The sequence below is a fragment of the Aurantimonas sp. NFXS3 genome (genome assembly GCF_049132005.1).
GTDB lineage: Bacteria > Pseudomonadota > Alphaproteobacteria > Rhizobiales > Rhizobiaceae > Aurantimonas > Aurantimonas coralicida.
On the sequence record NZ_JAGDDZ010000002.1, the window covers coordinates 957465 to 981796 of the forward strand.

The 24332-nt window shown below is 68.5% G+C and carries 23 protein-coding genes; 14 read left to right on the forward strand and 9 right to left on the reverse strand.

Translation table 11 applies throughout. The annotated features are described in order from the left end of the window. Nucleotides 1-56 precede the first annotated feature (56 nt). Nucleotides 57-3161 carry an FAD-binding and (Fe-S)-binding domain-containing protein gene (locus J3367_RS09700; RefSeq protein WP_024349926.1) on the forward strand — a complete coding sequence of 1035 codons (3105 nt, stop codon included), beginning with the start codon at nucleotides 57-59 and terminating at the stop codon, nucleotides 3159-3161. A gap of 88 nt (nucleotides 3162-3249) precedes the next feature. Beyond that, nucleotides 3250-3939 carry a GntR family transcriptional regulator gene (locus tag J3367_RS09705; RefSeq protein ID WP_024349927.1) on the forward strand — a complete coding sequence of 230 codons (690 nt, stop codon included), beginning with the start codon at nucleotides 3250-3252 and terminating at the stop codon, nucleotides 3937-3939. A gap of 33 nt (nucleotides 3940-3972) precedes the next feature. On the opposite strand, the gene J3367_RS09710 is transcribed toward J3367_RS09705, so the two are convergent. From J3367_RS09710 to J3367_RS09720, 3 genes are read right to left on the reverse strand one after another with little or no spacing between them, the layout of a single operon-like run. Further along, on the reverse strand, nucleotides 3973-5505 hold the full coding sequence (locus J3367_RS09710; protein WP_024349928.1) for a tripartite tricarboxylate transporter permease: 1533 nt from the start codon (nucleotides 5503-5505) through the stop codon (nucleotides 3973-3975). A 30-nt stretch (nucleotides 5506-5535) separates the two neighbouring features. Next, nucleotides 5536-5997, reverse strand: coding sequence for a tripartite tricarboxylate transporter TctB family protein (locus tag J3367_RS09715; protein ID WP_024349929.1), 462 nt, complete (start codon nucleotides 5995-5997; stop codon nucleotides 5536-5538). Then, nucleotides 5984-6958 (reverse strand): Bug family tripartite tricarboxylate transporter substrate binding protein, encoded by a 975-nt coding sequence (locus J3367_RS09720; protein ID WP_187391354.1) that lies wholly within the window; start codon nucleotides 6956-6958, stop codon nucleotides 5984-5986. Before J3367_RS09720 ends, J3367_RS09715 begins: the two co-directional genes overlap by 14 nt. Before the next feature lie 276 nt (nucleotides 6959-7234). On the opposite strand from J3367_RS09720, the gene J3367_RS09725 reads away from it, so the two are divergent. Next, entirely contained in the window at nucleotides 7235-8491 is a 1257-nt protein-coding gene (locus J3367_RS09725; RefSeq protein WP_244495382.1) for a CaiB/BaiF CoA transferase family protein, read from the forward strand. Between the two features lie 77 nt (nucleotides 8492-8568). Continuing rightward, nucleotides 8569-9579: an aldo/keto reductase gene (locus J3367_RS09730; RefSeq protein ID WP_024349932.1), complete on the forward strand. Its 1011-nt coding sequence runs from the start codon at nucleotides 8569-8571 to the stop codon at nucleotides 9577-9579. Between the two features lie 151 nt (nucleotides 9580-9730). On the opposite strand, the gene J3367_RS09735 is transcribed toward J3367_RS09730, so the two are convergent. Beyond that, complete coding sequence (locus tag J3367_RS09735; protein ID WP_024349933.1) at nucleotides 9731-9946, reverse strand: hypothetical protein; 216 nt, start codon at nucleotides 9944-9946, stop codon at nucleotides 9731-9733. A gap of 301 nt (nucleotides 9947-10247) precedes the next feature. On the opposite strand from J3367_RS09735, the gene J3367_RS09740 reads away from it, so the two are divergent. From J3367_RS09740 to mmsB, 3 genes are read left to right on the forward strand one after another with little or no spacing between them, the layout of a single operon-like run. Continuing rightward, nucleotides 10248-11390 carry an acyl-CoA dehydrogenase family protein gene (locus J3367_RS09740; protein WP_024349934.1) on the forward strand — a complete coding sequence of 381 codons (1143 nt, stop codon included), beginning with the start codon at nucleotides 10248-10250 and terminating at the stop codon, nucleotides 11388-11390. Then, a complete protein-coding gene (locus tag J3367_RS09745; protein WP_024349935.1) occupies nucleotides 11387-12469 on the forward strand; it encodes an enoyl-CoA hydratase/isomerase family protein in 1083 nt (360 codons plus the stop codon). The genes J3367_RS09740 and J3367_RS09745 overlap by 4 nt, the downstream gene beginning before the upstream one ends. Further along, entirely contained in the window at nucleotides 12466-13326 is an 861-nt protein-coding gene (gene mmsB, locus J3367_RS09750; protein WP_024349936.1) for a 3-hydroxyisobutyrate dehydrogenase, read from the forward strand. Before J3367_RS09745 ends, mmsB begins: the two co-directional genes overlap by 4 nt. Nucleotides 13327-13386: 60 nt before the next feature. Here the strand turns inward: mmsB and J3367_RS09755 are convergent, their stop codons facing one another. Beyond that, the gene (locus tag J3367_RS09755; RefSeq protein ID WP_421460775.1) at nucleotides 13387-15882 is read right to left on the reverse strand and encodes a heavy metal translocating P-type ATPase; all 2496 of its coding nucleotides are present in this window, start codon (nucleotides 15880-15882) and stop codon (nucleotides 13387-13389) included. Between the two features lie 367 nt (nucleotides 15883-16249). Here J3367_RS09755 and J3367_RS09760 point away from each other — a divergent pair, with 367 nt between their 5' ends. From J3367_RS09760 to J3367_RS09785, 6 genes are all read left to right on the forward strand, one after another. After that, a complete protein-coding gene (locus J3367_RS09760) occupies nucleotides 16250-17299 on the forward strand; it encodes a TerC/Alx family metal homeostasis membrane protein (protein WP_228240104.1) in 1050 nt (349 codons plus the stop codon). A 42-nt stretch (nucleotides 17300-17341) separates the two neighbouring features. Further along, the gene (locus tag J3367_RS09765; RefSeq protein WP_024349939.1) at nucleotides 17342-17734 is read left to right on the forward strand and encodes an AtpZ/AtpI family protein; all 393 of its coding nucleotides are present in this window, start codon (nucleotides 17342-17344) and stop codon (nucleotides 17732-17734) included. 133 nt (nucleotides 17735-17867) lie between these two features. Further along, on the forward strand, nucleotides 17868-18632 hold the full coding sequence (locus tag J3367_RS09770; protein ID WP_370192807.1) for a F0F1 ATP synthase subunit A: 765 nt from the start codon (nucleotides 17868-17870) through the stop codon (nucleotides 18630-18632). An 81-nt stretch (nucleotides 18633-18713) separates the two neighbouring features. Beyond that, nucleotides 18714-18941, forward strand: a complete 228-nt coding sequence (locus J3367_RS09775) for a F0F1 ATP synthase subunit C (RefSeq protein ID WP_024349941.1) — start codon at nucleotides 18714-18716, stop codon at nucleotides 18939-18941. Nucleotides 18942-19016: 75 nt separating this feature from the next. After that, nucleotides 19017-19619: a F0F1 ATP synthase subunit B gene (locus J3367_RS09780; RefSeq protein WP_024349942.1), complete on the forward strand. Its 603-nt coding sequence runs from the start codon at nucleotides 19017-19019 to the stop codon at nucleotides 19617-19619. Nucleotides 19620-19629: 10 nt separating this feature from the next. Further along, nucleotides 19630-20109, forward strand: a complete 480-nt coding sequence (locus J3367_RS09785) for a F0F1 ATP synthase subunit B (RefSeq protein WP_009210663.1) — start codon at nucleotides 19630-19632, stop codon at nucleotides 20107-20109. Between the two features lie 119 nt (nucleotides 20110-20228). On the opposite strand, the gene J3367_RS09790 is transcribed toward J3367_RS09785, so the two are convergent. Together J3367_RS09790 and J3367_RS09795 are read right to left on the reverse strand one after the other, a co-directional pair. Beyond that, a complete protein-coding gene (locus J3367_RS09790; RefSeq protein ID WP_244495383.1) occupies nucleotides 20229-20936 on the reverse strand; it encodes a ribonuclease HII in 708 nt (235 codons plus the stop codon). Between the two features lie 95 nt (nucleotides 20937-21031). Continuing rightward, nucleotides 21032-22189: a PA0069 family radical SAM protein gene (locus tag J3367_RS09795; protein ID WP_024349944.1), complete on the reverse strand. Its 1158-nt coding sequence runs from the start codon at nucleotides 22187-22189 to the stop codon at nucleotides 21032-21034. 125 nt (nucleotides 22190-22314) lie between these two features. Here J3367_RS09795 and J3367_RS09800 point away from each other — a divergent pair, with 125 nt between their 5' ends. After that, nucleotides 22315-22851: a hypothetical protein gene (locus tag J3367_RS09800; protein WP_024349945.1), complete on the forward strand. Its 537-nt coding sequence runs from the start codon at nucleotides 22315-22317 to the stop codon at nucleotides 22849-22851. Between the two features lie 9 nt (nucleotides 22852-22860). Here the strand turns inward: J3367_RS09800 and moaB are convergent, their stop codons facing one another. Further along, complete coding sequence (moaB, locus tag J3367_RS09805; protein WP_024349946.1) at nucleotides 22861-23406, reverse strand: molybdenum cofactor biosynthesis protein B; 546 nt, start codon at nucleotides 23404-23406, stop codon at nucleotides 22861-22863. Beyond that, nucleotides 23403-24326, reverse strand: a complete 924-nt coding sequence (locus tag J3367_RS09810) for a 4-(cytidine 5'-diphospho)-2-C-methyl-D-erythritol kinase (protein ID WP_029702891.1) — start codon at nucleotides 24324-24326, stop codon at nucleotides 23403-23405. The genes moaB and J3367_RS09810 overlap by 4 nt, the downstream gene beginning before the upstream one ends. Nucleotides 24327-24332 lie beyond the last annotated feature (6 nt).

The following is a 24332-nucleotide window of genomic DNA, read 5'->3' on the forward strand; positions in this document are numbered from 1 at the left end:
TCATTATGCGTGTCAAGCGGCATTCTGCAGATCGCCGCCGGGAGGGGTCGACACAGATGGGGGAAATGATCCGGCCGGGCCTGAGCCGCCGGCTTGAGCGGGAAATTGCCGGCGAGGTTTATTTCGACCGCTTCAACCGCGGGCGTTACGCCACCGACGCCTCGATCTACCAGATCATGCCCGCCGGCGTGGTCGTCGCCCGCACCGGCGACGACGTGGCGGCGGCGCTCGACGCCTGCCGCGAGGAGGGCCTGCCGCTGACCATGCGCGGCGGCGGCACGTCGCAATGCGGCCAGACGGTCAATTCCGGCCTGATCGTCGACACGTCGAAGCATCTGAACAAGCTGCTGGAGCTGGACGTCGCCGGCCGGCGCGCGGTGGTCGAGCCGGGCATCGTCCTCGACGATCTCAACCGGCTCCTGAAGCCCCACGGCCTGTGGTTTCCCGTCGACGTCTCCACGGCGTCACGGGCGACGATCGGCGGCATGGCCGGCAACAATTCCTGCGGCTCGCGCTCGCTGCGTTACGGCACGATGCGCGACAACGTCATCGCCATCGACGCGATCCTCGCCGACGGCACCGCCGGCCGCTTCGCCCAGCTCGACCAGAATGCCGCGAACGAGCCGCCGCGCGAACTCGTCGCCGCCATGCTGGCGCTGGGCCGCCGCGAGGCCGGCGAGATCGCGGCGCGCTTTCCCAGGGTGCAGCGCCGGGTCGGCGGCTACAATCTCGACGCGCTGGTGCCCTCCGACGACCCGATCAACCTCGCCCATCTGCTGGTCGGCTCGGAAGGTACGCTGGGCATTTCCACCGCTATCGAGATCCGGCTGTCGCCACTGCCCAAGGCCACCAAGATCCTCGGCGCCTGCCACTTCCCGACCTTCCGCGCGGCGATGGAGGCGGCCCAGCACATCGTCGCGCTGAAGCCGACCTCGGTCGAGCTGGTGGATTCGACGATGATCGGGCTCGCCCGGCGCATCGACATGTTCCTGCCGGCGCTGGAGGCTTTCGTCGAGGGCGACCCGGCGGCGCTGCTGCTGGTGGAATTCGCCGATACGGCGGAGGAAAACGACGCCAGCATCGCGGCGCTGAAGGACGTGATGAGCGATCTCGGCTACGGCTTCGGCCGCGGCGGCGATCACGAGGGCGGCGTCGTGCCGGTCGCCGATCTGAAGCTGCAGGCGGCGATCGCCGAACTGCGCGCCGCCGGGCTCAACATCATGATGTCGATGAAGGAGGAGCGCAAACCGGTCTCCTTCGTCGAGGATTGCGCCGTGCCGCTGGAGCATCTGGCCGATTATACCGACCGGCTGACGGCGATCTTCGAGAAGCACGGCACCCGTGGCACCTGGTACGCCCATGCCTCGGAGGGCTGCCTGCACGTGCGCCCGGTCCTCAACGTCAAGCTCGACAACGACGTGAAGACCATGCGGGCGATCGCCGAAGAGGCCTTCGCCATGGTCCGCGAATACAAGGGCTCGCATTCGGGCGAACACGGCGACGGGCTGGTGCGCTCGGAATTTCACACCCAGATGTTCGGCGAGCGCATCGTCGCCGCCTTCGAAGAGGTGAAGACCGCCTTCGATCCGCACACGCGCCTCAATCCCGGCAAGATCGTCGCGCCGCCCAAGATGGATGACCGCAGCCTGCTGCGCTATCCGCCGGGCTACGCGGTGGACGAGATCCTGACGGCCTTCGACTGGTCTGCCTGGCCGGGCGCCTCCGGCGGCCTGCAGGGCGCCGTGGAGATGTGCAACAACAACGGCGCCTGCCGCAAATCGGCCGGGGCGGTGATGTGCCCGAGCTACCGGGTGACCCGCAACGAGCGCGACGTCACCCGCGGGCGGGCCAACACGCTGCGGCTGGCGATCTCGGGCCAGCTCGGCCCGGACGCGCTCGCCTCCGACGAGATGGCCGAGACGCTGAAACTGTGCGTCTCCTGCAAGGCCTGCCGCCGCGAATGCCCGACCGGCGTCGACATGGCCAAGATGAAGGCCGAGGTGCTCTACCAGCGCGGCAAGACCAACGGCTTCTCGCTGAAGGACCGGCTGATCGCCGACCTGCCGCGCTATGCGCCGGCCGCGGCCCGCATGGGCTGGCTGATGGGCCTGCGCGACCGCGTCCCGGCCTTCGCGGCCCTGTCGGAGAAGATGGCCGGCTTTTCCGCCCGGCGCTCGCTGCCGGCCTTCCGGAAGGACTGGTTCCGCGATGCCGAGGGTCATGTCGCAGGCGTGGCGGCCGGGGCGGGATCATCTGCCCGTCAGGGTACGGCCGCTCCGGCGGAGAACATCGGCGGGGCAGGGGACGGGATCGTCCTCAACCCGGAAGGCGCCGGCGGCGACACGGCGACAGTGAACCGCGCCGATCGGCGCGGCGTCGAGCGCACCGGCCCGGCGCCGCATCCGGGCCGGGTGACCGGCGTGGTCCTCTTCGCCGACACGTTCGACCGCTGGTTCGACCCGCAGGTGCTGCGCGCCGCGGTGAAGGTGCTGAAGGCGGGCGGCTACCAGGTCGAGACCGCCAGCCTCGGCCGCAACGAGCGGCCGCTGTGCTGCGGGCGGACCTATCTCGCCGCCGGCATGGCCGATCGCGCCAAGGCGGAAGCGCAGCGCACCATCGACGCGCTGCTGCCGCATGTGCGGGCCGGCAAGGCGATCGTCGGGCTGGAGCCCTCCTGCATCCTGACCCTGCGCGACGAGTTCCTGGCGCTGGTGCCCGGCGAGGCCGCCGAGGCAGTGGCGGCGTCGGCCATGCTGTTCGAGGAGTTCCTGATGCGCGAGGACAAGGCCGGGCACCTGTCCCTGCCTCTCGACGGCATCGGCCGCGAGGCCTATCTGCACGGCCACTGCCACCAGAAGGCCTTCGGCGCCATGTCGGCGGTCGAGGGCGCGCTGCGGATGATCCCCGGCCTCGACCTGAAGGTGATCGAATCGTCGTGTTGTGGCATGGCGGGCGCCTTCGGCTATGATGCCGAGACCATCGACGTGTCACTGGCCATGGGCGAGCTGTCGCTGCTGCCGGCGGTGCGCGCGGCACCGGCCGATGCGGTGATCGTCGCCGACGGCACCTCCTGCCGGCACCAGATCGCCGACGGCGCTGCACGCCGCGCCGTGCATGTGGCGGAAGTGCTGGCGGGCGCGCTCCATGGAGCTGCGCCGTAATGGCGCCGGTTCGGGTTGGCTCCCGGCCGCCGGCGCTCGATGCGGCCCGTATCCGCGGGGCCGGTCATTCCACGACGGGACACGACGCATGAGCCTTGCCGATACCGATTTCGACGCGCCGCTCTCGCGCCCCGCGCTGGCCGTGGAACTGACCGACCGGATGCGCCGGATGATCATGGAGGGCGAACTCCAGGCCGGCGAGAAGGTGCCCGAAAAGGCGCTGACCGAACGCTTCGGCGTCTCCCGCACGCCGGTGCGCGAGGCCCTGAAGGTGCTCGCCCACGAAGGCTTCGTGCAACTGGTGCCGAACCGTGGGGCCATCGTCTCGGGCGAGACGATGAACGAACTGACCGAGCTGTTTCCGCTGGTCGCGGCGCTGGAGGGCCTGGCCGGCGAACTGGCGGCCGAGCGCGCCTCCGAGGCCGAGATCGCGGCGATCGCCGATCTCACCCGCCGGCTCGGCGCCGCCTACGAGGCGCGGGACCGGCCGGCCTATTTCGAGATCAACCAGGCGATCCACAGCGCCATCCTGGCCGCGGCGGCCAATCCGACGCTCTCCCAGCACCATGCCATGGTGGCGCGTCGGGTCTACCGGGCGCGCTACCAGGCCAATCTGACGCCGGAGCGCTGGCTGACCGCGACCCGCGAGCACGAGGGCATCCAGGCGGCGCTGGAGGCGCGCGACGGCCCGCTGCTGGGCAGCCTGATGAAGGCGCATCTGACCCATAAGCTGCAATCGCTGCTCGCCCATGCCGAGGCCGAGGCGGCCGCCGGCTAGGACGTCGTCACCGCCACGCGGCAGGCCTGCCGGTCAGTCGCCCACGTAATCGGCGTCGGCTGCGGGCTGCGCGGCCGGCCGGCGCGGCTTGCGCATGGCCAGCACCACCGCGATGAGCAGGAAGCAGCCGGTGATCGTGTAGAGCCCGATCGAGATCCAGCTCGACACGAGGATGCCGGCATCGCCGCCGGAGATCGCCAGCGCGCGACGCAGCATGCTTTCCATCTCGCCGCCGAGCAGCAGGCCGAGCACGACCGGCACCACCGAAATCTCCAGCTTGCGCAGCACGAAGCCGAGCACGCCGAAGCCGACCATGACCTGCAGGTCGAAGGTGGAATGGCTGATCGAATAGATGCCGACGAAGGAGATCATCACCACGAAGGGCATCAGCGCCCACATCGGGATGGAGAGCATCCGGGTGAACAGGCCGACCAGCGGCAGGTTGAGGATCAGGAGGAAGACGTTGGCCATGAACAGCGCCGCGATCAGCCCCCAGACGATGTCCGGCTGGTTCTGGAACAGCAGCGGCCCGGGCGTGATGTTCAGCGAGATGAGCAGCGCCAGGAGCACCGCCGTCGTGCCCGAGCCCGGCACGCCGAGCGCCAGCATCGGCACCAGCGCGCCGCCGGCCGCGGCATTGTTGCCGGCCTCAGGCGCCGCGACGCCGCGGGGATCGCCCTTGCCGAAGGTGTCGTTGTTGTTCGAATAGCGCTTTTCCAGCGTGTAGGCGATGAACGAGCCGAGCGACGCCCCGGCGCCGGGCAGGATGCCGGAGATGAAGCCGAGGCCGGAGCCGCGGAACATCGCCCCCAGCGACTTGCGGATATCGGGCCAGCGGGCGAAGGCGCGGTTGACCGGCACCGCGCCGGAATGGCCGCCGATCCCGTGTTCCAGAAGGATCAGCGCTTCGGAGATGGCGAACAGACCGACGATGGCCACGATGGCGTGGAAGCCGTCATAGAGATGGAAGCTGCCGAAGGTGTAGCGCGGCACGGCGCTTTGCGGATCGATCCCGACCGTGCCCAGGGCGAGGCCGATGCCGGCCGCCAAGAGCGTCTTGGCCGGATTGGCGCCGGTGATGCCGCCGATCGTCGCGAAGGCCATGACATAGAGCGCGAAATACTCGGCCGGGCCGAAGCGGATGGCGAACTGCACCAGCAGCGGGGCGAACAGCACCAGGCCGATGGTCGCGGTCACGGCGCCGACGAAGGACGCGATGCCTGAGATCGCCAGCGCCTCGGGCGCCTTGCCCTGCTGGGCCATCGGATAGCCGTCGAGGCAGGTCATCATCGCCGGCTCGTCGCCGGGAATGTTGAGCATGATCGACGAGATGCGGCCGCCATACATGCAGCCGTAATAGACGCAGGCGAGCAGGATCAGCGCCGAGCCCGCGGGCAGCTGCAGCGAGAAGGCCAGCGGGATGAGGATCGCCACGCCGTTGACCGGGCCGAGGCCGGGCAGCGCGCCGATGATCGTGCCGATGAAGCAGCCGAACAGCGCCAGCCCGATATTGGTCGGGGTCAGGGCGGTGGCGAAACCGTCGGCGAGAAAACCAAGAATTTCCACGTGATCTCCTTGGCACCGGCCAGGCGGTGACTAACCGAAGAGCGGTCCTGTCGGCAGGGGCAGGCCGAAAACGCCGTCGAAGAGGAAGAACAGCCCGAAACCGATCACCAGTCCGGTGATGACGGATTGCAGCCAGCTGGCACCGAGGATGCGGGCCAAAAGAAGCGCCGCAACGCTCGTCGACAGCGGAAAGCCCGCCGGTTCGAGAATGATCGGATAGACGATGAGGACCGCCAGCATGGCGATCTGGCCCCAGACATGCGGCCAGCGGAACCAGACCGGATCGGGATCCGGCTTGACGATCAGGAAGGCCGCGAACAGCCCAAGCGGCACCGCGACCATGCGCGGAAACAGGCTCGGGCCGGCCGGATCGCCGTAGGCGACGCTGTAGCCGCCGGCGGCGATCCAGTACCAGATCGCGAGGGCGAGCAGAATCGCCCCCGCGATACGGTCACTGAGACGCAGGCTCGGGGTCGGTCTAGTTGATGACACCGATGGCCTTCGAAATCTCGGCTGCCTTCTTCTCGGACTCGCGGACGAAGGTGTTGAACTCCTCGCCGCCGCGCCAGATCGGCGTCAGGCCGGATTCGGTCGCGGCCGTCTGCCAGCTTTCCGAATCGTAGAGCGCGTTCATCTTCTCGACCCAGAAATCATAGGCGTCGTCGGGGACTTCGCCGCCCATGTAGAAGCCGCGCCAGTTGTAGCCGACCGCGTCGACGCCCTGCTCCTTGGCGGTGGCGATGTCCGGATAGGCCGGCAGCCGCTCGTCGGACATGACCGCGAGAGCCTTGGCGTCGCCGGACTGGATGAAGCCGCCGATCTCGCCGATGTCGGTGAGGACGACGTCGATATGGCCGCCGAGGAGCTGGGTGACGGCGTCACCGCCGCCGGAGAACTCGACCCAGCGGATGTCCTTCAGCTGGTCGGTCGGAACGCCGGCTTCCTGCGCGAGGATCAGGAACCGCAGATGGTCCCAGCCGCCGATCGAGGAGGAGCCGCCGACCACGACGCCGGCCGGGTCTTCCTTGACCGCGGCGAGAACGGCGTCGAGCGAGTCGTATTCGGAGTCCTTGTTGACCAGCATCGTGCCGACATCGGCACCAAGCATGCCCAGCCAGCGCATCTGGTCGATGCCGGCCGGATACTTGCCCTGGGCGATCTGGGTGATGCCGACGGTCGAGGTCGCGACGATCAGATTGGGGTCGTCATTGCGCTTGGACGCGACATTGGCGAAGGCTACCGCGCCGACGGCGCCCGGCATGTTGGTCACCTGGACGGCGCCCGGAACGAGACCCTCGTCCTGCAGGATGCGGCCGACGGTGCGGCAGGTGAAGTCCCAGCCGCCACCCGGATTGGCCGGTGCGATGCATTCGACATTCGACGGCTCGAATGCGGCAGCGGGCATGGCGATCGCCGCCACGGCCGCGGCCATCAACAAACGTTTCAGAAACATGACTTCCCTCCCTCAGGCGGCAGTTCTTGCGTCCCCGCCATTGTGTCGGCCGTGGGAGATCGTGCCGACAGCGGCATTCTCCCGTGTGCCTTCCCTAGTGGATGACACCGAAGCATTCCGGCGGTCAAGGCTGGTGCGATGCTCTCTTGTGCTGCAACGCGGAAGAAAGTCGTGCTGCGATGCAGCATGGGATTTCGAAATTTACTTTCGGCGGGCCCGTCGCGTATGGGAACCGTAATGCCAGCGAAACAATGGGAGGGGGGCGATGGCCGACGCATGCGACGTGCTGCCGATGCCAATGCGCGCGGGACGCCGGATCGCCATCGCCACGGCGAGGCGTTGACCCGTATGGACCAGCCGCTCGCCGGTATCCGCGTCGTCGACCTGACGCGCATCCTGTCCGGCCCGTTCTGCTCGATGCTGCTCGGCGACCTCGGCGCCGACGTCATCAAGGTCGAGGCGCCGGGGCAGGGTGACCATGTCCGCGGCCTCGGGGCGATCGTCGACGGCATGTCCTGGTACTTTGCCGGCTTCAACCGCAACAAGCGCTCCCTGACGCTCGACCTGAAGAGCGACGCCGGCAAGGCGGTGCTGCGCCGGCTTCTCGCCGACGCCGACGTGCTGGTGGAAAACTACCGGCCCGGCGTCCTGGCCGCGATGGGCTTCGACCGGGAGACCCTCGACGCCATCAACCCGCGGCTCGTCGTCGGCTCGGTCAATGGCTACGGCTCCACCGGCCCCTATCGCGACCGCCCGGCCTTCGACTTCATCACCCAGGCGATGTCGGGCTTCATGTCGGTGAACGGCTCGCAGGAAAGCGGGCCGATGCGCGCCGCGCCGCCGCTGACCGACCTGATCGCCGGGCTCTACACGGCCTTCGCCATCGTCGCGGCGCTGCGCGTACGCGATCGCGACGGCGAGGGGCAGGCGGTCGAGGCCTCGATGATGGGCGGCATGATGTCGATGCTGGCCTATCTCTCGGCGGCGCAACTGGCGACCGGCAAGACGCCGCCGGCGACCGGCAACGACCATCCCATCGCCTCGCCCTACGGGCTGTTCCGCGCCGCCGACGGCCATGTCGCCGTGGCGCCCTCGACCGCCCCGACCCTGCGCCGTTTTCTGGAGGCGATCGGGCTGATCGGCCTTCTCGACGAGCCGCGCTTCGCCAGCAATGCCGACCGCGTGGCGAACCGCGCGGCGCTGAACGCCCTGATCGACGACGCCATGTGCCACGAGCCCCAGGATGTCTGGATCGAGAGGCTCAACGCGGCGGGCGTGCCCTGCGGCCGGGTCCAGACCCTCGGCGAGGTATTCGCGGACCCGCAGGTCGCCGCGCAGGAGATGGTTCTGGACGTTCCCCATCCCGGCCACGGCACCGTGCGGATGACCGGCTTCCCGATGAAATTCGCCAAGACGCCCTCGCAGCTGCGCCATCCGGCGCCCGATCTCGGGCAGGACACCGAGGCGGTGCTGGCGGAAGCCGGCTATGATGCCGCCGACATCGCGCAATTGCGGGCGGACGGCGTCGTCTGAACGCCGGCTGCCGAGGCGGTCGTTCGTCGCCGGCCGGCGCACGCTCGCCTGATCGAACAACTCTGGAGGACCATGCCATGACGACGATCCCGACGATTCCCCTGTTCAGCGGCGGACCGGAGGTGGCGCGCCTCTGCCTCGGCACCATGATGTTCGCCGACCGGACCGACGAGGCCGAGGCGGCGCGCATGCTCGACCGCTATTTCGAGGCCGGCGGCAATTTCATCGACACCGCCGATTCCTATACCGGCGGCAAGTCCGAGGCGATGCTGGGGCGGCTCCTGAAGGAGCGCCGTGCCGATTGCGTGCTGGCGACCAAGGTCGGCAACCCGGTCACCGATGTCGAGGGATCGGGCGGCCTGTCGCCCGGATGGATCGCCCGGGCCGCGGAGATGTCGCGCGAGCGGCTGCAGACCGAGACGATCGACCTCTACTATCTGCATCTCGACGACGAGACGACGCCGCTGGACGAGGTGATCGGTGCGCTGGGCGAGCTGATCGCCAAGGGCACCATCCGCCACTGGGGCTTTTCCAATTTCCGCGGCTGGAAGATCGCCGACATGGTCCGCATTGCCGACAGGCTGGGCGTGGCGCGGCCGGTCGTGGCGCAGCCCTACTATCACATGCTCAACCGCACGTCGGAGACCGACTATCTGCCCGCCTGCCACCATTTCGGCATCGGGGTCGTGCCCTATTCGCCGCTCGGTCGCGGCATCCTGACCGGCAAGTATCGCGGCGGCGTGCCGGACGATTCCCGCGCCGCGCGCGGCGACAAGCGCATGCTGGAGGCGGAGTTCCTGCCCGGCACGATCGAGGCGGCCAACAAGGCGGCCGACTATGCCGAGCAATCCGGCCGCGATCCGGGCGCCATGGCGCTGAACTGGCTCCTGGCGAATGCCGCCGTCTCCAGCATCCTGATGGGGCCGCGCAGCCTCGCGCAACTCGACGGTTATCTCGGCGTGGTGGGCGCCCGCTACGACGCGGAGGACGAGGCGTTTCTCAGCGGGCTCTGTGCGTCGGGCCATACGCCCGTCGTCGGCCACAGCGATCCACGCTATCCGTATCGCGGCCGCGTGCTGCGCTTCTAGCGGCGAGGCTGTCGGCGGCTGGTGCCCTGCCGGGCATCGCCGCTGTCACCCTGCGCCGGGCACGGCAGTCCGGCGGGCCAGTTGATGGCAACGGGAGCGCGGACGGGACAGGACGCGGCGAGGCCGCGATCGATGCGGGGAGAGGGAGGGGTCAGGCGGCCTGCTGGCTCTGCCGGCCGCCGCGGCGTGGTGGCTGCCATGCCGCCAGACCCGTCGCGATCGCCGCACAGGCAAGGCCGACGGTGCCCGGCGCCCCCTCACGTTCGAAAGCGGCGATCTGTTCGGCGGGAAGGCCGAGGCGTGTCGCGGCATCGTCGTGGGAGAACCACATATGGTCCAGCCACGCACCAAATTCGTGGGCGGTCATCCGAGTTACCTCCGACTGGGATAGTTCTATTTGGCCCACGAAGATCGACCGGAGTCAATTCCATCAGCGCCATTCTTATAGTTCATAAGCGGCAGTTATTTGTTTCAGATGACAGAATCGTTGCTATACGCAACCATCGACTGACCGGCGCGGTCGCATGCGCCAGCCGGCACGCCGCGCCGCGACGCCAGCCGGCCATTTCGGCGCTTGATGCGCGTCGGGCAGGCTTCTAGACCGGTTGGGGAGGAGTCCGCCGCAAGGCGGCCGATGGCCACGGGCCGGGATTTCGGGAGGAATCGTCTTGGATTTTGCGCTCACCGACGAGCAGAGCCAGATCTTCACCATGGCGCGGGATTTCGCCACCGAGAAGATGGCGCCCCATGCCGCCCGCTGGGAAGACGAGAAGGCGCTGCCGCGCGAGGTACTGACCGAACTGGCCGGGCTCGGCATGGCGGCGATCTATGTGCGCGACGACTACGGCTCCGGCCTGTCGCGGCTCGACGCGGCGCTGATCTTCGAGGCCCTGTCCTATGGCGACCCGTCGGTGTCGGCCTTCCTGTCGATCCACAACATGGTCGCCTGGATGATCGACAGCTTCGGCAGCGAGGAGCAGCGGGCCGAATGGCTGCCCAAGCTCGCGTCGATGGAGAAGGTCGCGAGCTACTGCCTGACCGAGCCGGGCTCGGGCTCCGACGCCGCCGCACTGCGCACCAGCGCGAAGCCGGACGGCAATGGCTACGTCCTCAACGGCACCAAGAGCTTCATTTCCGGCGCCGGTTTCTCGGACCTCTATGTCGTGATGGCACGGACCGGCGACGCGGGGCCGAAGGGCATTTCCGCCATTCTCGTCGAGAACGGCACCGAGGGCCTGTCCTTCGGCGCGCTGGAGAAGAAGATGGGCTGGGTCGCCCAGCCGACCGCCGAGGTGCGCCTCGACGGCTGCAGCGTGCCCGGCGGCAATCTTCTCGGCGAGGAAGGCAAGGGCTTTGCCTATGCCATGATGGGCCTCGATGGCGGCCGGTTGAACATCTCGGCCTGCGCGCTGGGCGCGGCCCAGGCGGCGCTCGACAAGTCGGTCGCCTACATGCAGGACCGCCAGGCCTTCGGGAAGAGCCTCACCGAATTCCAGGCGCTGCAGTTCCGGCTGGCCGACATGGAAACCGAGCTGCAGGCGGCGCGCATCTTCTTGCGCCAGGCGGCGTGGAAGCTCGACACCAAGGCACCCGACGCGACCAAGCATTGCGCCATGGCCAAGCGCTTCGTCACCGACACCAGCTTCAACGTCGCCAACATGGCCCTGCAACTGCATGGCGGCTACGGCTACCTCGCCGATTACGGCATCGAAAAGATCGTGCGCGATCTCCGGGTCCACCAGATCCTGGAAGGCACCAACGAGATCATGCGGATGATCACCGCACGCGCACTCCTGGCGGAGCATTCATGAGCATCGAGACCAACGCAGCCAATGACGACGTCCTGATACGCGCCGAGGGGCGGGCGGGGCGCATCACCCTCAACCGGCCGAAATCCCTGAACGCCCTGTCCCATGCCATGTCGCTGGCGATCGAGGCGGCGATGGATAGCTGGGCCACGGACCCGGCCATCGACCTCGTGATCATGGACGCGGCCGGCGACCGGGCCTTCTGCGCCGGCGGCGACATCCAGAAGATCTATCACGACAGCCGCGCCGGGGACCTGTCGGCGGCCCGCCGTTTCTGGGCCGAGGAATACCGGCTGAACGCGAAGATCGCCCGCTATCCCAAGCCCGTGGTCGCGCTGATGGACGGCATCGTCATGGGCGGCGGCGTCGGCCTCGGCGGCCATACCAGCCACCGCGTCGTCACCGAGCGCTCGATGGTCGCCATGCCCGAATGCGCCATCGGCCTCGTGCCCGATGTCGGGGCGACGCTGATCCTCGCCAACGCACCCGGCCGGCTCGGCGAATATCTGGCGCTGACCGGTTTCCGCATGGGGCCGGGCGAGGCGATCGCCGCCGGCTTTGCCGACACCTGCGTCCGCTCCGACGATCTCGCCGGGCTGACCGCGGCGCTGGTCGAGAGCGGCGATCCGCAGATGATCGCGCGCTTTGCCGACGCGCCGCCGCCCTCGACGCTGGCCGAACAGACCGAGGCGATCGACGCGGCATTTTCGGGCGTCGACGCGGCCGACATCCTGCAGCGCCTCGCCCTCGACGGCGGGGAATGGGCGCAGCGCACGGCCGCGCTGATCCGCAAGGGCTCGCCGATCTCGGTCGGCGCGACGCTGGAGCTGGTGCGGGCGTCGCGGGCCGAGCCGACCATCGAGGCGGCGTTGCGCAACGAATACCGCTTCACCTACCGCTCGATCGACGAGGGCGAATTGCTGGAGGGCATTCGCGCCGCGGTGATCGACAAGGACCGCACGCCGAAATGGTCGCCGGCGCGGATCGAGGACCTGCCGCGGGAGCGGGTCGCCGCGATGCTGGCGCCGCTGGGCGAACACGAACTGACATTCGACCAACAGGCAGGGGAGGAACGGCCATGAAGATCGGTTTCGTCGGTCTCGGCAATATGGGCGCGCCGATGGCGGCCAATCTGGCGAAGGCCGGCCATGCGGTGAGCGGCTACGACGCGGCCGGCGTGACCGCCGAGGGTGTCGCCCCCGCCGCAACGCTCGCCGAGGCCGTGACGGGCATGGAGGCGGTGATCACCATGCTGCCGAATGGCGACATCGTGCGCGCCGTCCATGGCGACATCGTGCGCCAGGCTGAAGCCGGGGCATTGCTCATCGACTGCTCGACGGTGGACGTGGACAGCGCCCGCGCCGCCCACGACATGGCCCGCGAGGCGGGGCTCTTGTCGCTGGACGCGCCGGTCTCCGGCGGCACCGGCGGCGCGGCGGCCGGCACGCTGACCTTCATGGTCGGCGGCAGCGACGAAGCCTTCGCCAAGGGCAAGCCGCTCTTCGACATCATGGGCCAGAAGGCGGTGCATTGCGGCGAGGCCGGTGCCGGCCAGGCGGCGAAGATCTGCAACAACATGATCCTCGGCATCTCGATGATCGGCGTCTGCGAGGCGTTTCACCTTGCCGACAAGCTCGGCCTCGACCGCCAGGCGATGTTCGACGTGGCCTCGACCTCGTCGGGCTCCTGCTGGTCGATCAACACCTATTGCCCGGCACCGGGCATCGGTCCGAAGAGCCCCGCCGACAACGACTACAAGCCGGGCTTTGCTGCCGATCTGATGCTGAAGGACCTCAACCTCTCGCAGACCGCCGCGGAGACCGCCGGCGCGACCACCGAACTCGGCCGCCACGCCCGCGACATCTACGCGGCTTTCGTGGAGTCCGGCGGCAAGGGCCGTGACTTCTCGGCGATCCTCGACAAGCTGGCGAAGCAGTAGCGCCGTAGCGCGGCAGGCCCGTCGCTCAGGCCTGCCGCGCGCTTTGACCTCAGGCCGGCGTCACAGCTTGAGCGTGCGCAGCCTCAGCGCGTTGCCGATCACCGAGACCGACGAGAGGCTCATCGCCGCCGCCGCGAGCATCGGCGAGAGCAGGAGGCCGAAGACCGGATAGAGGACGCCGGCCGCGACCGGCACGCCGACGGTGTTGTAGACGAAGGCGAAGAACAGGTTCTGCTTGATGTTGCGGATCGTGGCGCGGGCGAGGTGCCGCGCCCGCACGATGCCGTTGAGATCGCCCTTCACCAGCGTCATGCCGGCGCTTTCCACGGCGACGTCCGCGCCGGTGCCCATGGCGATGCCGACATCGGCCGCCGCCAGCGCCGGCGCGTCGTTGACGCCGTCGCCGGCGACGGCGACCTTGGCACCGCCATTGCGCAGCTCCTCCACCAGCGCCTGCTTGTCCTGCGGCGACAGGCCGGCCCGCACCTCGTCGATGCCGAGCGCCGATGCGACGGCCTTGGCCGTGCGCTCGTTGTCGCCAGTCGCCATGACGATCCGCATGCCGCTCTCGTGCAGGGCGCAGATGGCAGCCTCCGTCGTCGGCTTGATCGGGTCGGAGACCGCGATGAGCCCCGCCGCCCGGCCGTCGATGGCGACGAACATCACCGTCTTGCCGTCCGTCTCCAGGGTCCGCGCGTCGGCGTCGAGGGCGCCCGCATCGATGCCCTCGGCGGCGAGCATCGCCCGGTTGCCGAGAACGACGGCCGAACCACGCACCTCGCCCCGCACGCCCTTGCCGGTGACCGCGTCGAAGCCGGTGGCCTCCGAAAGCTCCGCGCCGCGTTCCTGCGCCCCGGCGACGATCGCCTCGGCCAGCGGATGTTCCGAGCCGCGCTCGAGACTGGCGGCGGCCGAGAGAAATGCCGTCTCGTCGCCCTCGAGCACGACCACGTCGGTCAGTTGCGGCCGGCCCTCGGTCAGCGTGCCGGTCTTGTCGACCACCAGCGTATCGACCTTGGCGAAGCGCTCCAGCGCCTCGGCATCCTTGATCAGGACGCCGGCCGAGGCGCCGCGCCCGGTGGCCGTCATGATCGACATGGGCGTCGCGAGCCCCAGTGCGCAGGGGCAGGCGATGATCAGCACCGAGACGGCGGCGACCAGCCCGTGCACCATGGCCGGCTGCGGCCCGACCAGCGCCCAGACGACGAAGGCGACGATCGCCGACAGCACCACGGCCGGGACGAAGTAGCCCGCGACCCGGTCGGCCAGCCCCTGGATCGGGGCGCGCGAACGCTGCGCCTTGGCGACCATTTCGACGATCCGCGACAGGGTGGTGTCGGCGCCGACCGCCTCGGCCTCCATGACGAAGCCGCCATTGCGGTTGAGCGTGCCGCCGGTGACCGTGTCGCCGGGGTTCTTTTCGACCGGCACCGGCTCGCCGGTGATCATGGATTCGTCCACCGAGGAGCGGCCCTCGACCAGCGTGCCGTCCACCGGCACGCTCTCGCCCGGCCGCACCCGCAGGCGGTCGCCGGACGCCAGGGCATCGAGCGGCACGTCTTCCTCGGTTCCGTCGGCCTTGATGCGGCGGGCGGTCTTCGGCGCCAGATCCATCAGCGCGCGGATCGCCGAGCCGGTGCGCTCGCGCGCCTTCAGCTCCAGCACCTGGCCGACGAAGATCAGCGCGACGATCACCGCCGAGGCCTCGAAATAGACCGGCACGACGCCGTCCTGGCGGAAGGATGCAGGGAACAGGCTGGGCAGGAGGGTGGCCACCACGCTGTAGCCATAGGCCGCACCGACGCCGATGGCGATCAGCGTCCACATGTTGGGCGAGCGATTGACGATCGACGCCCAGCCCCGCTTGAAGAAGGGCAGGGCCGCCCACAGCACCACCGGCGTCGCCAGCGCGAATTCCAGCCAGACCGCCAGCTCCTCGCCGATCCAGTCGCGGATCGGCAGACCGACCATCGGGCCCATCGAGATGATGAACAGCGGGATGGTGCAGAGCGCGCTGACCCAGAGCCGGCGGGTGAAGTCGATCAGTTCCGGATTGGGGCCTTCCTCGCCGGTCGGCACGCCCATCGGCTCCAGCGCCATGCCGCATTTCGGGCAGTCGCCGGGATGGTCCTGGACGATCTCCGGATGCATGGGGCAGGTGTACTGCGTGCCTTCCGGCATAGGTTCGGGGGCCGGGCGGTCGCCGAGAAAGGCGTCGGGATCGGCCTCGAAACGCGTCTTGCAGCCGGCCGAGCAGAAATAGAACCGCTCGCCGCCATGCTTGGCCATGTAGCGGGCATTGATGCGTTCGATGCTCATGCCGCAGACCGGGTCCGTCGCCGTCAGGTAGTCCTGCGGCGCGGCGACGAATCGGTCGTGGCACCCCTGCGAGCAGAAATGCACCGTGCGGCCGTCATGCTCTGCCTTCGGCTTGCCGGCCTCGGGATCGACCAGCATGCCGCAGACCGGATCGCGGGTGACGGCCCCGCCGTCGTCGTGATGGCTGTGACCGTGATCGTGGTGCGGGTGATGACAGGCGGTGCTTGTCTCGGACATGGGAGCGCTCGCTGCGAAAGGATGACCGCCCGCAGGCGGATTGGTCGCAAGATGGAGATTCCAGCCACTGGAAGGTCAAGGGCGGCGGGCGACCGATCGAAGCCGCGTTCCGTCGCCAGCGTCGGCGCCTCCCGACCCCCATGGGTGCGGGGCCGCCTGTTCCTGCACGCGATATTTCTGCGCGACGGTCTTTGAACGGCGCGGCGGCTTACCCACCTAGCGGCGACGCACGGTGCTCGCCGCGCGAGCGGTGACGCATGTCTGCCGCCCGCCGCAACGCCACCGGCAGCTTGCCCACGCCGGCGGACGACGTTGGCGAAAGACAATTCGAGACCGGGACACCCGACGCCCGGATAGGAACATTCTGGTGGATTCGACTGCGATTGGCGGCATGGTGGCCGAGGAAATACCGTTCTGGATCTGGGCGGCGACGATCGGCGGCATCGCCGGCCTGTTCATCTTCGATTTCCTCTCCCACGTCCGCAAGGCGCACGAGCCGAGCTTCAAGGAAGCGGCGGCCTGGTCGGTCTTCTACATCGTGCTGGCGATCCTCTTCGGCTTCGGCGTCTGGTATTTCTGGGACAAGACCCACGGGGTCGAGTTCTTCGCCGGCTTCATCACCGAGAAGAGCCTGTCGGTCGACAATCTCTTCGTCTTCGTCATCATCATGAAGAGCTTTGCGGTGCCGCGGGTGCACCAGCAGAAGGCGCTGCTGATCGGCATCGTGCTGGCGCTGATCATGCGCGGCATCTTCATCGCCGTCGGCGCGGCCGCGATCGAGCGCTTCTCCTGGGTGTTCTACCTGTTCGGCGCCTTCCTCCTGTGGACGGCGTACAAGCTGGCGGTGGAGAGCTTCTCCCACAGCCACAGCACCGACGAGGAATACGAGCCCAACGCGGTGGTGAAGTGGTTCCAGCGTAATGTGCGCACGACCACGGAGTTCGCCGGCGGCGCGCTGACGATTCGCCGCGACGGCCTGCGCTATTTCACCCCGATGTTCGTCGTCATCGTCGCCCTCGGCATGACCGACCTGCTCTTCGCCCTCGATTCGATCCCGGCGATCTACGGCCTGACCGACGCGCCCTACATCGTCTTCACGGCCAATGCCTTCGCGCTGCTGGGGCTGCTGCAACTCTATTTCCTGCTGGGCGGACTGCTGGACCGGCTCGTCTATCTCGGCTTCGGCCTGGCGCTCGTCCTCGGTTTCATCGGCGCCAAGCTCATCGTCCATGCGATGGAGGCCAATACGCTGGGCTTCATCAATGACGGCCAGCCCATCGAGGGCCTGCCGCATATCTCGACCAGCTTCTCGCTGGCGGTCATCGTCGGGATTCTCGTGGTCACGACCGTGGCCAGCCTGATACGCTCGGGCATGGTCGCCAACCGGGCGGCCGACCGGCCGGGCGAGGAGCATTGAGCTTGCCCGTCCGCCGCGGCTCGAACAGGGGAACGGCGTCCGATGGATGATCCGAAACACGGCGAGGCCACCGAGCCGGCCGACGCGGCGCGGCCTGCGGTCGCAGCCGGTCCCGGCGCGGCCGATCTCGACGCCCGCAGCGCGGCGCTGGCCCGGCGTCTTGCCGAGCAGCGCCAGCGCATGCCGCAGCTGCGCGACGAGCCTGCCGACCGCACCAGCGGCATGCAGGGCGTCGCCCAGGGGCTCAAGATCGCCAGCGAGTTCGTCGCCGGCATCCTCGTGGGCGTCGGCATCGGCTATCTGATCGACCAGCTGGCCGGCACGACGCCCTTCGGCCTGATCGTCTTCCTGATGATCGGATTCGCCGCCGGCGTGCTCAATGTGATCCGTGGCGTTTCGGGCACAACCCCGCCCCATGGCCGCGGCCCGGCCTGAACCGGCCCCTTCGCGCTCGTTCCGCGTGCGTTTGCAGTGGTCAATCTGACAACGGGGTGTTGCGAAGCGCAGTCCGGGACGCTATGGGCAGGACGGCCCGCGCCAGGGCCTGCCACGAGATGACGAAGGACCAGTGAGTTTGGCGACGAACCCGACAGATCCAATCCACCAGTTCCAGATTTCCAACATCGTTCCGATCGAGATCGGCGGGTTGGACTTCTCGTTCACGAACTCCGCCCTGTTCATGGTGGTGACGGTCGCTGTGGCGACCGCCTTCCTGTACTATTCGACCCGCGGGCGCGGCCTCGTGCCGAGCCGCATGCAGTCGGTGAGCGAGCTCTCCTACGAGTTCGTCGCCAACATGCTGCGCGACGCGGCAGGCTCCGGCGGCATGCGGTTCTTCCCGTTCGTCTTCTCGCTGTTCATGTTCATCCTGGTCGCCAACCTTCTTGGCATGGTCCCGTATTTCTTCACGGTGACCAGCCACCTGATCGTGACCTTCGCGCTGGCCCTCCTGGTGATGGGCGTCGTGGTGGTCTACGGCCTGATGAAGCACGGCCTGCACTTCTTCAAACTCTTCGTGCCCGAGGGCGTGCCGGCCGCCGTGCTGCCGCTCGTCGTGGTGATCGAGGTGGTTTCGTTCCTGTCGCGGCCGGTGTCGCTCTCGGTTCGTCTCTTCGCCAACATGCTGGCGGGCCACATCACGCTGAAGGTCTTCGCCGGCTTCGTGGTGTCGCTGAGCGCCTTCGGTGCGCTCGGGATTGCCGGTGCGATCCTTCCGCTGCTCATGACCGTCGCTTTGACGGCACTCGAATTCCTGGTCGCCGCACTGCAGGCCTACGTCTTTGCGGTTCTGACCTGCATGTATCTCAACGACGCGATCCATCCAGGCCACTAAGACAAGTTCCAGGATACAACGGGGCGGCGTGGAAGCCGCCGCAACCACCCGCAATCGAACAGTTTCAAAAGGAGTTTCGACATGGAAGCGGAAGCAGCAAAGTTCATCGGTGCCGGCCTCGCCTGTTTCGGTATGGGCATGACCGCCCTCGGTCTGGGCAACATGTTCGCGAACTACCTCGCCGGCGCGCTGCGCAACCCGTCGGCTGCCGACGGCCAGTTCGGCCGCCTGATCTTCGGCTTCGCCGTCACGGAAGCCCTGGGCATCTTCTCGCTGCTCATCGCCCTGCTGCTGCTCTTCGCCGTCTAATCGGCGTCCAGCGCAGGTAAGAAGACCGGCCGGCGGCAGCTTCTGTCGCCGGTCCCCCTATGCCGGGAGCCCTCGATGTTCGTCACCCAAGCCTTCGCACAGGCCGATTCGCTCGATGCCGTGGAATTGCCGCCTGCGAGCGACACCGCCGAGATGCATGGCGAAACGATCCATGTAGAAGGCGAGCATGGCGGCTTCCCGCCTTTCAATGCCGAATATTTCCCGTCGCAGATCCTCTGGCTCGCGATCACCTTCGGAATCTTCTACCTGGTTCTGAAGAAGGTGATCCTGCCGCGGATCGCCGGAACGCTCGAAAACCGCCGCGACCGGATCGCCCTCGATCTGGAAGCCGCCGAGCGGATGAAGTCCGATTCGGACGAGGCCAAGGCAGCCTACGAGCAGGAGCTCGCCGAGGCCCGCGACCGCGCCCACAAGATCGGCCACGACGCCCGTGAAGCAGCGCGCAGCGACGCCGAAGCCGAGCGCCAGCGCCTCGACGCAGAGCTCGACGAGAAGCTGGAAGCCGCGCAGCTGCGCATCGCCGCCGTCCGCGACGAGGCGATGAAGGATGTCGGCCAGATCGCCGAGACCACCGCCGACGCCATTCTGCGCGACGTCATTCGCCTGGAGGTCTCCCGCGAGGAGGTCGCCAGCGCCGTGACCGCTGTTCGCAGCTGAGGAGCCGACCATGGACAACTCATTCTGGGCCTTTGCCGCCCTCATCATCTTCCTGGCCATCGTCTGGTATCTGAAGGCGCCGGCCAAGGTCGGTTCCACGCTCGACCAGCGGGCCGACCGGATCCGCAACGAGATCGAGGAAGCGCGCGAGCTGAAGGAAGAGGCCAAGCAGCAGCTGGCCGAGTATCAGCGCCGCCGTCAGGAGGCCGAGGAGGAGGCGAAGGAGATCGTCGCCGCCGCCAAGCGCGAGGCCGAGTTGATGCTCGCCGATACGCGTCGCAAGAACGAGGAATATGTCGAGCGTCGCACGGCCATGGCCGAGACAAAGATCTCGCAGGCCGAGACCGACGCCATCGCCGAAGTCCGCGCGACGGCGATCGACGTGGCGGTGGCCGCCGCGGCCAAGATCATCTCCGACCGCAATTCGGGCGGCAATGCCGGCCAGTTCACCGAATCCTCCATCGCCGAGGTTCGCAGCCGGCTCAACTGAGCCCGGCGGCGGTCCCGATCCGGGGCCAGTATCGCGACGTGACGTTCAAAGGGCTGCCATCGGCGGCCCTTTTTCGTTGTGCGGGCATGGAAGGCTGAGCGGAGCGGGCGGCGTCCGGCCTATTCGGCGGCGTCGAGCAGGTCGCGGCGCAGCGGGCTGAAGCTCATCCGATGGATCGGCGTCGGGCCGAGCCGGGCGATGGCGCCGAGATGCTCGGGCGTGCCGTAGCCCATATGGCGGGAAAAGCCGTAACCCTCATAGGCCCGGCAGGCCCGCGCCATGATCCGGTCGCGCGTCACCTTGGCAACGATCGAGGCGGCCGCGATGCTGAGGCTGAGGGCGTCGCCGGAGATGACCGCCGTGCCGGCGCAGCGCAGGGCGGGCGGCACGTCGCGCCCGTCGACGAGGACATGGCAGGGGGCTTGCGGCAAGGCATGCAGCGCCCGCCGCATGGCGAGGAGGGTGGCGCCGCGGATGTTGAAGCGGTCGATCTCGTCGGCGCTGGCCGAGGCGATCCCGATCCAGCCCTTGGCGACGATCTCGGCGAACAGCCGCTCGCGGTCCTCGGCGGTCAGCTTCTTGGAATCGTTCAGCCCGTCGGGAAAGTCGCGGGTGGGAAAGATCACCGCGGCCGTGACCACTGGCCCGGCCAACGGCCCGCGCCCGGCCTCGTCGATCCCGGCGACGAAGCGCTTGCCGTCGGCCAGAAGCCCGGCCTCGCGCGAGAAGTCGGGCCCGGCCGCGACGGCGGGGCGGCGCGCGGATTTCTTTGCGCGAACGGGAGAATCGGAGGAACGGCGAGCCATGTTGCGGCGAGACTCGCGCATTCTCCGATTCTCCACAAGCCTCGCCGTGTTCGGGGTGGCAAACCGGCGAGACCATCCGGCCGAGGGGGAGGCCGGACGATGGGGTATCCCTGGCGTCAGAGCAGGGCGAGCTGGACGCCTGCGCCGCGCGGCGGGGTGAACAGATCGCAGCGCAACTGCGTGCGGCTCTCGTTCAGGCCGAGCCGGCGCGCCGCCATCTCGAAGCGCCGGCGGATCTGGAAGGCATAGGGCCCGGTGCCGCGCATCCGCTTGCCCCATTCGGCGTCGTAATCCTTGCCGTCGCGCATCGAGCGCAGCAGCGACAGGACATGCCGGTAGCGGTTCGGGTAGTGGCGCAGCAGCCAGTCCTTGAACAGCGGCGAGACTTCCAGCGGCATGCGCAGGAGGACGTAGCCGACCTCCCTTGCGCCGGCGGTCTGCGCTGCTTCCAGGAGCCGCTCGATCTCCGAATCGGTGAGGCCGGGAATGATCGGCGCGGTCATCACCATGGTCGGCACGCCGGCCTCGCTGAGCGCCTTGACCGCCTCCAGCCGCTTGGTCGGGGTCGCCGCCCGCGGCTCCATCGCCCGCGCCAGCGTCCGGTCGAGGGTGGTCACCGACAGCGCCACCTTGGCCAGCCCCTTGGCGGCCATGCGCGACAGGATGTCGATGTCGCGCAGGACCAGCGCTGACTTGGTGACGATGCCGACCGGATGGTTGGCGGCCTCCAGCACCTCGAGGATCTCGCGCATCACCCGCCAGCTCTTCTCGATCGGCTGGTAGGGATCGGTGTTGGTGCCGATGGCGATCGACTTCACCTGATAGCCGGGCTTGGACAATTCGCGTTCCAGGAGCTCGGCGGCATTCGGCTTGGCGAACAGCTTGGATTCGAAATCGAGGCCGGCGGACAGCCCCATATAGGCGTGGGACGGCCGCGCGAAGCAGTAGACGCAGCCATGCTCGCAGCCGCGATACGGATTGATCGAGCGATCGAAGGAGATGTCCGGCGAGGTGTTGCGGCTGATGATGGTCTTGGGCTTTTCGACCTGCACGTCTGTCTTGAAGGCCGGCAGCTCGTCCAGCGTGTTCCAGCCATCGTCGACGGCCTGCCGCTTGAACGGTTCGAAGCGCCCGCTCGGGTTGAGCCCGGCGCCGCGACCGCGCCGCCGCTCGAAGCCGATGCGCAGTCCGGCCTCGCCGATGATGTGGTTGGCGATATCGACGCCGTCCGGCGCGGAGAAGGCGGCCTGATCGGCCTTGGCGATGTCCTGCATGACGTTGCTCTCCCCATGTTCCGGCTGCGTTCTGTGACTGACGTCCTAAACCCGTTAAGAGAACAAGACAAGAACAAAAACGTTCCGATCTGGTCAGGGCCGATGGGCTCGGCTAGACGAAAGGGATGCTGAGCGTTTTCATCGACTGTGGACCCGAGGATCACTGGCTGGCGGCGACCCTCGCGCCGCTGATACCCGGCGCCGTCGAGGGGCTGGTGCGCGAGGTCGTGCTGGTCGATCGCGGCATGGGGGACAATGCCCGCAAGGTCTCCGACCACGCCGGATGCCGGATCGTCGCAGCGGAGGATTTCCGCGACGCCATCGAGACGGCGCGGGGCGACTGGCTGCTGCTGCTGGAGCCGGGCGCGCGGCTTCTGCCCGGCTGGATGGAGGCCGTGGTCGAGCATGCCGACATGGTGGGGGCGGGACGGGCGAAGACGCAGGCGGCGCGCTTCCGCCGGGCGCCGAACGACCAGCCCGGCTTCTTTGCCCGGCTGCGCCAGATCCGCACGGCGATGGCCGAAGGGTTCCTGGTCCAGAAGCGCCAGGCGATCGGCTTGTCGAAGCTCGCCTTCAGCCTCGAGGAGGTTGCCAAGGGCGTTGCGGTGACACGGATGCGGGCCTTCATCCGCCCGGCGGTACGGGGCCGGCCCGCGAGCTGACCGTGCGGTTCAGGCGGTCCGGCCGCCGCGGCGCAGATGCTCGTCCAGACGCGGCATGATCTCGACGAAATTGCAGGGCTTGTGGCGGTAGTCGAGCTGCGCCTTGAGAATGTGATCCCAGGCATCGCGGCAGGCGCCGGGCGAGCCTGGCAGGGCGAAGACGAAGGTGGCATCGATGACGCCGCCCGTCGCCCGCGACTGGATCGTCGAGACGCCGATCTTGTCGTAGGAGATGCGGTGGAAGACCGCCGAGAAGCCGTCCATGCGCTTTTCGAACAGCGGCTCCAGCGCCTCGGGCGTCACGTCGCGGCCGGTAAAGCCAGTGCCGCCGGTGGTGATCACCACATCGACGTCGTCGCGCCTGCACCAGCCCTGGACGACCTCCTGGATCGCCGGCACGTCGTCGGTGACGATCTGCCGGTCCGCGACCCGGTGGCCGGCCTCGGTCAGCCGTTCCACCAGCAGCGAGCCGGAGCGGTCCTCGTCGAGGCTGCGGGTGTCGGAGACGGTGAGGATCGCGATGGACAACGCGATGAAGGGTCGTTCGTCGCTCATGGGGCTTCCCTTGGCATGTCTGCGGGGGCGGCGCGGTGCTCGGCACCGGACAGCCACCATTCGGGATGGGACGCGGCGATCCGGCTACGCGCGCGGGCAAGCCGGGCGTCGTCCTCGAACAATCCGTAGACGGTTGCGCCGGAGCCGGACATGCGGGCGATCAGCGCGCCTTCGCCGGCCAGCGCGTCGCGCACGGCGACGATCTCCGGTGCCAGCCGCTCCGCCGGTGCGGCGAGATCGTTGCGGGTGGCGTGAAGCCAGGCGACCAGTTCGGCGGCGGTGGCGAATCCCTCGGCCGGGACCGGCGGCAACGGCGCGTTGTCGCGCTGTTCCAGCGCGGCGAAGACCGCCGGTGTCGAAACCGGCACGCCCGGATTGACCAGCAGCATATGCAGCGCCGGCAGGTTCGCGAGGGGCAGGATCTCCTCGCCGATGCCGGAGACGCGCGCAGCACGACCCGCAACGCACATGGGAACGTCCGCGCCAAGCGTGGTGGCCTTGGCGAGCAGGACATCCCGAATGGCAGGCACCGCGTCGCCGATCATCCGCAGGAGCGCCGCTGCGTCGGCCGAGCCGCCGCCGATCCCGGCGGCGACGGGCAGGCGCTTGTCCAGCGTGACGGACAGGGGCGGAAGCCGCAGGCCGGCATCGGCCAGCACCTGCCGGGCGACGGCGATGGTGCGGTGGAGAATGTTGTCCGCGTCGGTCGGCAGGCCCGGACCGAACGGCCCGGCCATGACGAGGCGGTCGGCGCCCTCGGGCGCTGCGCCAACCGTGAGGACGTCGCCGGCATCGCCGGCAAAGGCGATCAGGCTTTCCAGGCGATGATAGCCGTCAGGGCGCCGCCCGACGACATGCAGGGCGAGATTGACCTTGGCCGGCGCCGTCAGATGCAGCGGCTCCGCCAGCGTGAACGTCATGTCCGC